Origin of the sequence: Streptomyces sp. NPDC057877, assembly GCF_042796855.1 — a bacterium.
Taxonomy (GTDB): Bacteria; Actinomycetota; Actinomycetes; order Streptomycetales; family Streptomycetaceae; genus Streptomyces.
On sequence record NZ_JBHVMS010000001.1, the window covers coordinates 838106 to 850268 of the forward strand.

Annotated in this window: 14 protein-coding genes; 4 read left to right on the forward strand and 10 right to left on the reverse strand. The window is 72.1% G+C overall.

The window, feature by feature from the left end; translation table 11 throughout:
- Positions 1-53 precede the first annotated feature (53 nt).
- From ACFVQG_RS03680 to ACFVQG_RS03710, 7 genes are all read right to left on the reverse strand, one after another.
- Entirely contained in the window at positions 54-539 is a 486-nt protein-coding gene (locus ACFVQG_RS03680) for a hypothetical protein (protein WP_383376377.1), read from the reverse strand.
- 122 nt (positions 540-661) lie between these two features.
- Positions 662-1345: a uracil-DNA glycosylase gene (ung, locus tag ACFVQG_RS03685; RefSeq protein WP_383376379.1), complete on the reverse strand. Its 684-nt coding sequence runs from the start codon at positions 1343-1345 to the stop codon at positions 662-664.
- Positions 1346-1436: 91 nt separating this feature from the next.
- Entirely contained in the window at positions 1437-3014 is a 1578-nt protein-coding gene (locus ACFVQG_RS03690) for an ABC transporter substrate-binding protein (RefSeq protein ID WP_383376381.1), read from the reverse strand.
- A 306-nt stretch (positions 3015-3320) separates the two neighbouring features.
- A complete protein-coding gene (locus ACFVQG_RS03695) occupies positions 3321-4076 on the reverse strand; it encodes an SDR family oxidoreductase (protein ID WP_383376382.1) in 756 nt (251 codons plus the stop codon).
- A 22-nt stretch (positions 4077-4098) separates the two neighbouring features.
- Entirely contained in the window at positions 4099-4860 is a 762-nt protein-coding gene (gene fabG, locus ACFVQG_RS03700; RefSeq protein ID WP_383376384.1) for a 3-oxoacyl-ACP reductase FabG, read from the reverse strand.
- Between the two features lie 274 nt (positions 4861-5134).
- On the reverse strand, positions 5135-5518 hold the full coding sequence (locus ACFVQG_RS03705; protein ID WP_383376386.1) for a DUF3037 domain-containing protein: 384 nt from the start codon (positions 5516-5518) through the stop codon (positions 5135-5137).
- Entirely contained in the window at positions 5515-6270 is a 756-nt protein-coding gene (locus tag ACFVQG_RS03710) for a HipA family kinase (RefSeq protein ID WP_383376388.1), read from the reverse strand. The genes ACFVQG_RS03705 and ACFVQG_RS03710 overlap by 4 nt, the downstream gene beginning before the upstream one ends.
- A 111-nt stretch (positions 6271-6381) precedes the next feature.
- Here ACFVQG_RS03710 and ACFVQG_RS03715 point away from each other — a divergent pair, with 111 nt between their 5' ends.
- Positions 6382-6882 (forward strand): Rieske (2Fe-2S) protein, encoded by a 501-nt coding sequence (locus ACFVQG_RS03715; RefSeq protein ID WP_383376390.1) that lies wholly within the window; start codon positions 6382-6384, stop codon positions 6880-6882.
- A gap of 13 nt (positions 6883-6895) precedes the next feature.
- Here ACFVQG_RS03715 and ACFVQG_RS03720 read toward each other — a convergent pair whose 3' ends face one another.
- A complete protein-coding gene (locus ACFVQG_RS03720; protein WP_383376392.1) occupies positions 6896-7537 on the reverse strand; it encodes a cysteine hydrolase in 642 nt (213 codons plus the stop codon).
- 117 nt (positions 7538-7654) lie between these two features.
- Between ACFVQG_RS03720 and ACFVQG_RS03725 the strand changes: the two genes are divergently transcribed.
- Positions 7655-8122: a pyridoxamine 5'-phosphate oxidase family protein gene (locus tag ACFVQG_RS03725; protein ID WP_383376394.1), complete on the forward strand. Its 468-nt coding sequence runs from the start codon at positions 7655-7657 to the stop codon at positions 8120-8122.
- Here the strand turns inward: ACFVQG_RS03725 and ACFVQG_RS03730 are convergent.
- On the reverse strand, positions 8100-9038 hold the full coding sequence (locus ACFVQG_RS03730; protein WP_383376396.1) for a LysR family transcriptional regulator: 939 nt from the start codon (positions 9036-9038) through the stop codon (positions 8100-8102). The two genes, ACFVQG_RS03725 and ACFVQG_RS03730, sit on opposite strands and share 23 nt — an antisense overlap.
- A gap of 74 nt (positions 9039-9112) precedes the next feature.
- Between ACFVQG_RS03730 and ACFVQG_RS03735 the strand changes: the two genes are divergently transcribed.
- Positions 9113-10045, forward strand: coding sequence for a DMT family transporter (locus ACFVQG_RS03735; RefSeq protein ID WP_383376398.1), 933 nt, complete (start codon positions 9113-9115; stop codon positions 10043-10045).
- 6 nt (positions 10046-10051) lie between these two features.
- Here ACFVQG_RS03735 and ACFVQG_RS03740 read toward each other — a convergent pair whose 3' ends face one another.
- Entirely contained in the window at positions 10052-11380 is a 1329-nt protein-coding gene (locus tag ACFVQG_RS03740; protein ID WP_383376400.1) for an aminotransferase class I/II-fold pyridoxal phosphate-dependent enzyme, read from the reverse strand.
- 35 nt (positions 11381-11415) lie between these two features.
- Here ACFVQG_RS03740 and ACFVQG_RS03745 point away from each other — a divergent pair, with 35 nt between their 5' ends.
- A complete protein-coding gene (locus ACFVQG_RS03745; RefSeq protein WP_383376401.1) occupies positions 11416-12105 on the forward strand; it encodes a pyridoxamine 5'-phosphate oxidase family protein in 690 nt (229 codons plus the stop codon).
- Positions 12106-12163: the final 58 nt, after the last annotated feature.

A 12163-nucleotide genomic window follows, 5' to 3' on the forward strand; every position in this document is an offset into this window, starting at 1 on the left:
CGACTCCCGCCCGCTCCGCCCTTCGGGCGACGACCGGAATCGTCAGACAGGTCCTAGGACCGGCCGTCCTCCCCCAACCGCATCTCCAGCCGCCCGATGGCCGCCCGCACCCCGTCCCCGTAGCTGTCGTCGGCGAGGGCGGCCGAGGCGCTCCGGGCGCGTCTGAGGTGGGTGCGGGCGGCCTCCGCGCGGCCGAGCTTCACATAGTCGGCGGCGAGGTTCAGATGCAGGGAGGGATACAGCGCCCGTACCGCGAGGGTGCCGTCGTGGCGGGCGAGGCGGTCGCCGGTGAGTTCCTCGGCGGCGGTCAACGCCCGCAGGTCCCAGGCCAGTTCGTCGGCGGGGTCGTCATGGGTGTCGGCCATGTAGTGGGCGAGGGTGCACCGGTGCAGCGGGTCCCCGTCCTCACCGATCTCCGCCCACAGCTGGAGGAAGCGCTGCCGGGCCTCCTCCTTGTCCCCCGCGTGATGCAGCATCACGACCTGCCCGATCCGCGTCATCACCGCGTCCGGCGCCACCTGCTCCCGCCGCTCCACCATCACGCCTCCCGCGCCCTCACCGACCGTCGTGCCCCGACGCTAACCGCAGGCACCGACAATCCGGACGAGGCGGCTCCGGTAACGGGCCCGGGGGCCGGACCGACCCCCCGGCCCACCAGGGATCAGCCCAGGTCGGGGATGCGCCAGTCGATGGCCCCATGACCCTGCGCGGCCACCGCCTCGTCGATCTGCGTGAACGGCTTCGAGCCGAAGAACTTCTTCGCCGACAGCGGCGACGGGTGGGCGCCCTTCACCACCACATGGCGGGTCTCGTCGATCAGCGGGAGCTTCTTCTGCGCGTAGTTCCCCCACAGCACGAACACCGCCGGGTCGGGCCGGTCGGCCACCGCGCGGATCACCGCGTCGGTGAACTTCTCCCAGCCCTTGCCCTTGTGCGAGTTGGCCTCACCGGAGCGGACCGTGAGCACCGCGTTCAGCAGCAGTACGCCCTGCTGGGCCCACGGCATGAGGTAGCCGTTGTCCGGGACGGGCAGGCCCAGCTCCGCCTGCATCTCCTTGTAGATGTTGCGCAGCGAGGGCGGCGTCTTCACACCGGGCCGGACCGAGAAGCACAGGCCGTGCCCCTGCCCCTCGCCGTGGTACGGGTCCTGACCGAGGATCAGCACCTTCACCTGGTCGTACGGCGTGGCGTCCAGGGCGGCGAAGACCTCCTCGCGCGGCGGGTAGACGGGACCCTTCGCCCGCTCCTCCTCGACGAACTCCGTCAGCTCCTTGAAGTAGGGCTTCTGCAGCTCGTCGCCCAGAACCCCGCGCCAGGACTCGGGCAGCATGGCGATGTCGGTCACGTCAACTTCCTCACGGTGTGCGGTCACTTGCAGGACTCAGAACCTACCGGCGACCACTGACAATCACCCTCACCGCCCGGAAATCCGCCGCCTACCAGCTGGTCTTGCGGGACAGCTCCCACAGCATCATGATCGTCAACGGGTCCAGGGCCCGCTCACCACCGGAGATCTCCTCGCTGGCGGCCCAGTACTGCTTGCCCTGCCACAGCGGCAGCAGCCGCGCGTCCTCGACGAGGATCTCCTGGGCCTCCTCGAAGTCCTTCGCGACCTGCGCACGGTCGCTCTCCCGGCGGGAGCGGGGCAGCAGCTTCTCGGTGATCTCGGTGGCCGGGTACGGCGTGCCGAGGGCGTTCTCCTGGCCCACGAACGGGGCGATGAAGTTCTCGGCGTCGGGGAAGTCGGGGAACCAGCCGCGCCCGAACACCGGGTACTCGCCCTTCTGGTAGCCCTCCACGTACGTCTTCCAGGGGCGGCTTTTCAGCGTGATCTCGAACAGACCCGTGGCCTCCAGCTGGCGCTTCAGCTCCTTGAACAGCGTGGCCGTCTCGGAGCCGTACCGGTCGGTGGTGTACCAGAAGGTGAGCGGCACCGGCTCGGTGATGCCCGCCTCGGACAGCATCGCGCGGGCCTTGTCGGCGCTCGGGTCACCGTAGTTGTCGAAGAAGCCGGTGGTGTGTCCGGTGAGGCCCTTGGGGACCATGGAGTACAGCGGCTCCACGGTGTCCTTGTAGATCTCGTGCACGATCGTCGCCCGGTCGACGACCTGCGCGACCGCCTGCCGCACGGCGAGCTTGGCCGCCCAGGGGTCCTTCGGGTTGAACACCAGGTAGCTGATGTCGGAGGCCGCGCCCTCGACGAGCTGGAGGCCCGAGTCGTTGTTGCGCTTCTGGAGTTCGACGACGTCGTCGGAGGCGAGACCGCGGTAGGTGAGGTCGATCTGCTTGGCCTTCAGCGCCTTGACCATGGCGTCGGAGCCGTCGAAGTACCGGATGGTCACCGCGTCGTTGCGGCGCTCGGCGTACCCCTTGTAGTGCTCGTTGCGGACGAGTTCCGCCTCGTCGCCCTCCTCGTACGACTGGAGGGCGTAGGGTCCGGAGCCGTTGACGTCGGTGCCCTCGCGCAGCGCGTCGGCGGGGTACGTGTCCGGGTCGACGATCGACATGGCCGGGGTGGCGAGCACGAACGGGAAGGTCGCGTCGGCGGTCTTGAGGTGGAAGACGACCTCGCGGTCCCCGCGCGCCTGGACCCGCTCCAGGCTGCCCAGCATTCCGGCCGGTCCGCCGGGGACCTTGATCTTCAGGATCCGGTCGATGGAGTGCTTCACGGCCTGGGCGTCGAGGGCGGAGCCGTCGGCGAACTTCAGCCCCTCGCGCAGTTCACAGCGGTAGGCGCGGTTGGAGCTGTCGGTGAACCCACAGCTCTCGGCGGCGTCGGGCTGCGGCGTGGTCGCGCCGTTCGGGTAGCTCAGCAACGTCTGGTAGATGTTGCGGAACAGCTCCCAGGAACCGTCCCAGGAGGCGGCGGGGTCCAGGGTGCTGGGCGCGCTGGTGGTGCCCACGACGATCGGTCCCGCATCGGAGTCGTCGTCCGAAAAGAGACTGCACCCCGCCACCAGGGATATGGACGCCACGGCAGCTATCTGCTGCAAGCATCGATTCCGGTTGAACACGCGCACGCTCCTCGATCTGCCATACCAAGGGTCGGCAGACATTACCGCAGGCGTTTGGGCGGTTGGGCCATGCTTGTGCACGCTTCTTGATCAACCCGTGTCATGACTACGTTGTCAAGCGGCTGTGAGCTGCCCGTACATCAATGACAGCTGTCTGTTACATCGAAGGCGCCGTTTTCCGCCACAACCGGGATCCGGTTACGGCGGAGAACGGCGCCCGTGCCGAGGGCGCCGAGACCCGGCGCGCTGCGGCGGTGAAACTCAGGCACCCCGGCGGTGAGACTCAGTGCACCCCGGCGTTGAGACTCAGTGCACCCCGGCGTTGAGGAAGATCCCCCCGTCCACGACCAGCGTCTGGCCGGTGACCCAGTCGGACTGCTCGGAGGTGAGGAACGCGGCGGCGCCGCCGATGTCGGAGGGCACCCCGAGGCGGCCCAGCGGGTAGGCGGCGGCTGCCTCCGCCTCCCGGCCCTCGTACAGGGCCTGCGCGAACTTCGTCTTGATCACGGCCGGGGCGATCGCGTTGACCCGCACCTTGGGCGCGAACTCGTGCGCCAGCTGCACGGTCAGGTTGATCATCGCGGCCTTGCTGACGCCGTACGCGCCGATGAACGGCGAGGGCGCGAGCCCGGCGACGGAGGAGATGTTGACGATCGCGCCGCCGTTCTCCCGCTGCCAGGCCTTCCAGGTCTGCTGGGCGAAGCCGAGCGCCGAGATCACATTGGTCTCGAACACCTTGCGCGCGACGTTCAGGTCCAGCTCGGCGATCGGCCCGAACACCGGGTTCGTACCGGCGTTGTTGACCAGGTAGTCGACCCGGCCGAACGCCTCCATCGTGCGCTCGACGGCGATGACCTGGTGCGCCTCGTCGTGCGCCTTGCCCGCGACGCCGATCGCGCGGTCGGAGCCGAGCCGGTCGACGGCCTCCTTCAGGGCGTCCTCGTTACGGCCGGTGATGCAGACCCGGTCACCGCGCGCGATGAGGGCCTCGGCGACGCCGTAGCCGATGCCGCGGCTGCCGCCGGTGATGAGGGCGACCTTGCCCGAAAGCTCCACAGTCATGTCTCTCGCTCCTGCTCCGGATCTAGTTGAGCGGTCCACCGGCGACGTACATCACCTGGCCGGACACGAACCCGGCGTCGTCTCCGGTGAAGAAGGCGATCGCGTTGGCGATGTCCTCGGGGCGGCCCACCCGCTGCACCGGGATCTGGGTGGCGGCGGCGGCCTGGAACTCCTCGAAGCCCATGCCGACGCGCTCGGCGGTGGCCTTGGTCATCTCCGTGACGATGAAGCCGGGGGCGACGGAGTTGGCGGTGATGCCGAACTTGCCCAGCTCCTTGGCGAGCGTCTTGGTGAAGCCCTGGAGACCGGCCTTGGCGGCGGCGTAGTTGGCCTGGCCGCGGTTGCCGAGCGCGGAGGACGAGGAGAGGTTGACGATCCGGCCGAAGCCCGCGTCGACCATGTGCTTCTGACAGGCCTTGGTCATCAGGAACGAGCCGCGCAGGTGCACGTTCATGACCGTGTCCCAGTCGGAGGCGCTCATCTTGAACAGCAGGTTGTCGCGGAGCACGCCCGCGTTGTTGACGAGGACCGTCGGCGCGCCCAGCTCCTCGGCGATCCGGGCCACGGCCGCCTCGACCTGGGCCTCGTCGGAGACGTCACAGCCGACCGCGATCGCCTTGCCGCCCGCGGCGGTGATCTGCTCGACGGTGTCCTTGCAGGCGGCCTCGTCGAGGTCGATCACCGCGACGGCCCGGCCCTCCGCGGCCAGGCGTACGGCGGTGGCCGCGCCGATTCCGCGCGCTCCGCCGGTGACTACGGCGACCCGCTGGTCAGTGCTGGACATGGCTGCTTCTCCTCGTCCTCGGGATGCGGCTCCGCGGCCCGCCCATCGGTGAGCGACCGCTTAGTACCTTCAGCAGACGTGACGCTAGAAGCCCTGGCACGCGGTGTCAACGGCTCATGGGGCCGTGTGATCCATTACCTCACCCAGCAGCCGGACCAGCCGCCCGGCCTCCGGCGCCGGATCAGGGGTCGGCCCGGGATGCACCGGCCCTCGAACGCGGCACGGTCAAGCGCCCGAAGCGGCGCCGCCCGCGCGGACGCGACCGTGTGATCCCCTACCTCACCAGCAGCTCAAGCAGCCGCTCCGCCTCCGCCCCCGGATCGGCGGTCAGCCCCGTGTGCACCGGCCCCGGCTGCACGACCGTCGAGCGCGGCGCGATCAGCCACCGGAAGCGCCGCCCGGGGTCGTCCGGGGCCGCCTGGCCCGCCGCGTCGCCGCCCGCGCAGACGCCCTCCACGGCACGGAGGGCGGCACGGACGCCGGGAAGGTCCACCTCCGGGTCCAGGGCGAGCAGGCGTGCCTCGTCGAGGTGGGTGCGGGCGCCGACGTAGGACTTGGCGCGGCAGTAGACCAGCACCCCGGCGTTGACGCACTCGCCGCGTTCGACGCGCGGTACGACGCGCAGGAGCGCGTACTCGAAGACGTGGCGGTCGTTCACTTGGTCCCCTGGATGCGCTCGTGGATGTCGGCGGCCCGCGCGAGCAGCGGTTCGGCGTAGGCGCGCCGCAGGTCGTCGGTGGTCTCGAAGCCGGGCTCGTCGGCCAGCCAGACCTCGGGGATCTCGGCGGTGACCTCGGCGAGGAGGTCGGCCGTGACGCGGGGCGCGAGTTCGGCGGCAGCGCCGGCGACGTCCGGCGCGAAGCGGATCAGGGCGTGGTCGGAGGCGTCGTAGGGGCGGGCGGCGGAGGCCCGCGCGCCGGGCCAGTTGTGCTGCCAGATCATGGTGGCGCCGTGGTCGATCAACCACGGGTCGCCGCGCCACATCAGCAGGTTGGGGTTGCGCCAGGACCGGTCGACGTTGCCCACCAGCGCGTCGAACCAGACGATCCGGCCCGCCTCGCGCGGGTCCACCCCGAAGGCGAGCGGGTCGAAGCCGAGCGCACCGGACAGGAAGTCCATGCCGAGGTTGGTGCCGCCGCTGGCCTTCAGCAGCTCCTGCACCTCCGGGTCGGGCTCGCCGAGCCCCAGCACCGGGTCGAGGCCGACCGTCACCAGCCGGGGCACGCGCAGGCCCAGCCTGCGGGCGAGTTCACCGCAGACGACCTCCGCGACGAGGGTCTTGCGGCCCTGGCCCGCGCCGGTGAACTTGATGACGTACGTCCCGAAGTCGTCGGCCTCGACGAGTCCCGGCAGCGAGCCGCCCTCCCGCAGGGGCGTGATGTAGCGGGTCGCGAAGACTTCCTTGAGCATCGCCCCAGGCTACTGGGGTCATCTCGACGGAGTCTGAACGGGCGTGGCGCGGGGCCCGTACCACTGGGCGGATCATCCCAGCACACCTATCCCCTGGAAGGGACTCCCAGCATGACCAGCGCATCGTTTCAGCCCGTACAGCCCTCGTCCCGGCCCGCCCGGCGGGCCGTCATCGCGGCGGCCGGGGCGGCGGGGATCGCCGTCGCGCTGACGGCGTGCGGGTCGGAGGACGACTCCGGGACGGGGACCGGTACCGACACCGAGGTCGACGCCGGGGCCGGATCGCCGAGTTCCGGGGCCGGGGACGCCGAGGCGGGTGGCGCCGGTGGGGGCACCGTGCTCGGCAAGGCGGCGGACGTGCCCGAGGGCGGCGGGAAGGTCTTCGGCGACGTGGTCGTGACCCAGCCGACGGCGGGCGAGTTCAAGGCCTTCTCGTCCAAGTGCACCCACCAGGGCTGCGCGGTGAAGGACGTCAAGGACGGCCTCATCCACTGCCCCTGCCACGGCAGCCAGTTCTCGGCGACCGACGGCAGTGTCCAGAAGGGCCCGGCGACCCAGCCGCTGGCGGCGGCCGAGATCGCCGTCGACGGGGACTCGATCATGCGCATCTGAGCCCGCCCCGGTCTCAGCGGCGGCGCGGACGCTTCAGACAGCCGAGCACCTCGTCGGTGGTGGCGAGGGTGGCGACCAGGGCGAGGGTGTGCCGGATCATCGCGGGGGTGTACTCGGCGGGCACCCCCGCGACGGCGTCCGTCGGCACGACGGCGGTGTAGCCCCGGTTCACGGCGTCGAACACGGCGTTGGGTATCGCCACGTTGGCCGAGACGCCGGTGACGACCAGGGTGCGGCAGCCGAGGTTGCGCAGCAGGGCGTCGACGTCGGTGCCCTGGATCGGCGACAGGCCGTGCAGCCGCCGTACGACGAGGTCCTCCTCGGCGACCTCGATCGGTGCCGCCACCCGTACCGCCGTACTCCCCGAGAGCTGTTGCACGGGCAGCCGTTCGGCGGCGCGGAACAGCCGGGCGTTGCGGCTCGCGCCCCGGCCGTCGGGGCGGCGTTCGGCGATGGCGTGGACGACCTGGACACCGCTCTCGTGCGCCGCGGCCACCAGCCGGGCGACGTTGGTGAGAGCGCCCGAGGCCCGTGCCTCCCGGGCGAGTTCGGGCAGCGCGCCGTGCGGTCCGACGACGCCCTCCTGGCACTCGACGGTGAGCAGCACCGTGGCGGCGGGGTCGAGAAGCTCGCTGAGCTGTGCGGGGGACGGCATCACGGCTCTCCTCACTGGTGGGCGCCGTTGCGTGGGTACGGAAGACGGGCCATGCTCTGTCCTGACGCACCGTCAGTATCCGGGCGGTGAACCCGCCGGGGAAGTGGAGGGGCCCGCATGACCGTGACCCAGCGCCGTGGCCGGAAGATCATGATGACGCCCGAGGAACTGGACGCGTTCCTCGCCGCCGAGCGCACCTGCCGCGTCGCCACCGTCTCCGCCGACGGCACCCCGCATGTGAGCCCGCTGTGGTTCGCGTGGGACGGCACCTCGCTGTGGCTGTACTCCCTCACCCGCAGCCGCCGCTGGACCGACCTGCGCCGGGACGCCAAGGTCGCGGTCGTGATCGACGCCGGGCACGCCTACGACGAACTGCGCGGCGTCGAGCTGTCCGGCACCGTCGAGTTCGTGGGCGAGGCGCCGCGCACGGGCGACCCGCACGACGGGCTCGTGCCGGTGGAGCGGATGTTCGCGCGCAAGTACTTCGGCATCGGGGAACTCCCGCACGACGGCCGCCACGCCTGGCTGCGGCTGACGCCGGACGCGGTCAGGTCCTGGGACTTCAGGAAGCTGGCGGCGCCGTAACGACCCCCGCGCCGACCCCGATCCGCTCCCCCGCCGCACGCAGCGCCCGCACCGCCGCCCGGATCGACGGGCGGCGGTCGGCGTCCGCCCGCCAGACGACGTACACATGGCGGCGCACCCGCTGCCGCAGCGGGACCGTGACGACCCCGGCGGGCAGCGGATGGCGGCCGAGCAGGGGCGCGATGCAGACGCCGAGCCCCGCCGCGACCAGCCCGAGCTGGGTGTGGGTCTCGGCGGCGCGGTGGCCGAGGATCGGCTCGATGCCGCGCGAGCGCAGCGTGAAGATCAGCCACTCGTGGCAGAACTCGCCCTCCCCCCAGGTGATCCACTCGTCCTCGGCGAACTCCCCCAGGTCCACCTCGTCCCGGCCCGCGAGCGGATGGCCGACCGGCATCGCCACATCGGCCGGGTCGTCCAGGATCGGCGCCTTGACCAGGCCGTCGGGCAGCGGCATCGGCTTGTTGTACCAGTCCAGGACGACCGCGAGGTCCAGGTCGCCGCGGACCACGCCCGCGATGCCGCGCTCCGGTTCCAGCTCGCAGGAGCGCAGCCGCAGCGCCGGATGCTCGACACGCAGCGCGGCCAGGGCGGTGGGGAACAGCCCGCGCGCGGCGGTCGGGAAGGCCGACAGCCGCAGTTCGCCGACGACCTGTCCGCGCTGGGCCTCCAGGTCGGACTGGGCGAGCTCGACCTGCGACAGGATGCGCGCCGCGTGCTCGGCGAGCAGTCGCCCGGCGTCGGTGAGCCGTACCCCGCGGCCGTGCTTGGCGAGCAGCCGCTGGCCCACCTCCCGTTCCAGCTTGGACAGTTGCTGCGAGACGGCCGAGGTCGTGATGTGCAGTCCCTCGGCGGCGCCGCTGACCGAGCCGTGCCGGGCGAGGGCGTCGAGGGTGCGGAGCCGCTCCAGGTTCAACATGTAAGCGATGCTACGAGATATTCGGTTCCGATTCTCGCTTGTTCTACGAGATCGGCTCGCGCATCGTTGCCCCTATGACCACCCTGACCACCACCCACCCGGCCACCACGAGCCCCGCCCGGCCCCGCCCCCGTCTGGACTGGCGGCTGCGACTGGGCGCCCTGTCGCTGGTCTGGGGCTTCAGCTTCCTGCTCATCAAGGTGGGCACCGGGGCGTACGCGCCCTTCCAGGTGACCCTGGGGCGACTGGTGTTCGGTACGGCGGTGCTGGCGGCGGCGCTGCTGGTGAAGCGGCAGCGGCTGCCCCGGGGCGCGCGGACCTGGGCGCATCTGGCGGTGGCCGCCTTCTTCCTGAACGCCCTGCCGTTCTCCCTGTTCGCCTACGCGGAGCTGACCATCCCGTCGACGCTCGCGGGCATCTGCAACGCCACCTCGCCCCTGTGGGGCATGGCCCTGTCGCTGGTCGCCCTCTCCGAGGACCGCCCGACGCGCGTGCGGGTCGCCGGTCTGGGCCTGGGCTTCCTGGGCGTCCTGACCGTGCTCGGCGCCTGGCAGGGCTTCCGGGGCCTGGACGGTCCCGGCACGGCGATGGCCCTGCTGGCCTCGCTCAGCTACCCGATCGGCTGGATCTACGTCCGGCGGACCCTGGCCGGGTCGAACCACTCCCACCTGTCCCTGACGGGCGCCCAGTTGCTGCTGGCGACGGTCCAACTGGCCATCGTCACCCCGCTGTTCACGGACCTGCCGACCCGCTTTCCCGTCCTTCCCCTGCTCGCGATCGCCGCCCTGGGCATCCTCGGCACCGGCCTCGCCATGCTCGTCCAGTACGGCCTGGTCGCCGAGGTCGGCCCGACCACGGCCCAGACGGTCACGTACTTCGTCCCGGTCATCGCCACGGCGGCGGGCATCGCCCTCCTCGGCGAACCGCTGACCTGGTCGACCCCGGTGGGCGCGGTGATCGTCCTGGCGGGGGCGGCGCTGACACAGCTACGGCCTCGGCCTCGGTGACTCCGGCTACACCCGGCTGCGCCCGACCCGCCCCACCGCCGCCGCGATCGCCTCCGCCAGCGGCCCCACTTCCCGCTCCCTGAGCGTCGAGACGGTGACCCGGATGCCGGGCGGCGCGTCGAGGCGAAAGCGTGCACCAGGGGCGACGGCCCAGCCGGAGTGCAGCAGGCGGGCGACGGCGCCGGTCTCGTCGGGGACGGGAATCCAGACGTTGAGCCCGCTGCGGCCGTAGGCGGGCACCCCACGCGGGGCGAGCGCCGCGATCAGCGCGTCCCGGCGTCTGCCGTACGCCGCCGCCACCGCCCGCGCGTCCACCGCGCCGAGGGCCCACAGCCGCGCCACCGCGCCCTGCGTGATCCGGCTGACCCAGCCGGGGCCGAGCCGCTGCCGCCCGCGCACCCGGTCGAGGGTCACCCCGTCGCCGGTGAGCACGGCCAGCCGCAGGTCAGGGCCGTAGGCCTTGGCGGCCGAGCGGACGAAGGCCCAGTGCCGGGTGCCGCCCGCCAGCGGGTGCAGGGGCAGATCGACGATGCCGTGGCCGTGGTCGTCCTCGATCAGCAGCGTCTCCGGGTGCTCCCGGAGCACGGACCGCAGGGCACGCGCGCGCGTGCCGCTCACCGAGGCCCCGGTCGGGTTCTGCGCGCGGTCGGTGACGATCAGGGCCCGCGCCCCGGCGGCCAGGGCGTCGCGTACCGCGTCCGGGAGCGGACCGTCACCGTCGACGCCCACCGGACGGGTGCGCAGCCCGAGCGCCGGGACGAGGTCCAGCAGCCCGCCCCAGCCGGGGTCCTCGACGGCGACCGTGTCCCCGGGCTTCAGATGGACGGCGAGGACCCGCTCGATGGCGTCCAGCGAGCCGGAGGCGACCGCCACCGGCCCGTCGGGCACCCCGCCCGCGTCCAGGTCGGCCCGGGCCAGACGGGCCAGTTCGGGGTCCACCGGGTCGGCCCCGTAGAGCACCGGCTCCCGGTCGCCCCGCTCGGCCGCCGCCGCGAACACCCCCGCCAGCGACGGCAGCAGCGCCGGGTCCGGGTTGCCGTCGGACAGGTCGCGCACGCCCTCCGGCACGTCGACCCGGATCTCCTCGCGCCCGGTGGTGGCCGGTTTCGCCCGGATACGGCTGCCCCGGCGCCCGGCGGTCTCGATGACCCCGCGCTCCCGCAGGGTGCGGTAGGCGGCGGCGACGGTGTTGGGGTTCACCCCGAGCCGGGTCGCCAACTCCCGCATCGGAGGCAGCAGTTGCCCGGGTTCGAGCGCGCCGGAGCCCACCGCGCGCTCCACGCTCGCCGAAATCTCCGCTGCGCGTCGTCCGCTGATCGGATAATCTTCTAGCACAAAGCCAATTATGCACTAGAGCAATGGAGAGCGCCATGCAGGGGACCCGGGAGCCGCAGTCGCAGCCCGCCGCCTACACACCGACCGACCGCACCGTCCCCACCCGCTCGGCCGACCGCGCCTCCTACGACAGGGAACTGGTGCACGCGATCCTCGACGAGGGCTACGTCTGCCATCTCGGCTTCGTCCGCGACGGCGCCCCGGTCGTCCTGCCCACGCTCTACGGCCGGGTCGGCGAGCGGCTCTACGTACACGGCTCGACGGGCTCACGCCCGCTGCGGATGACGGGCGCCGCCGACCCCGGCCTGCCGGTCTGTCTGACGGTCACGCACGTCGACGGGCTGGTGCTGGCCCGCTCGGCCTTCCACCACTCCATGAACTACCGCTCCGTGGTGGTGCACGGCATCGCCTACGACGTGACGGACCCGGAGGAGAAGCGCACGGCCCTGGACGCGCTGGTCGACCACGTCGTACCCGGCCGCTCGCGCGACTCGCGCCCCGCCGACAAGAAGGAGCTGGCCGCCACCGCCGTCATCCGCCTCGACCTCGACGAGGTCTCCGCCAAGCTCCGCACCGGCGGCGCCAACGACGAGCCCGACGACCTCGCCCTCCCGCACTGGGCAGGTGTCCTCCCCCTGCGCAAGGGCTACGAGGCCCCCGTCCCCAACGCCGACCTCGCCCCCGGCGTCGACTTCCCCGACTACCTGGCGGCGCTGAACCACTGAGCCGACGCCCCCGTGGCGCCCCGCGCCCGAGAACCGGACGCAGGGCCCCACAGGCCGC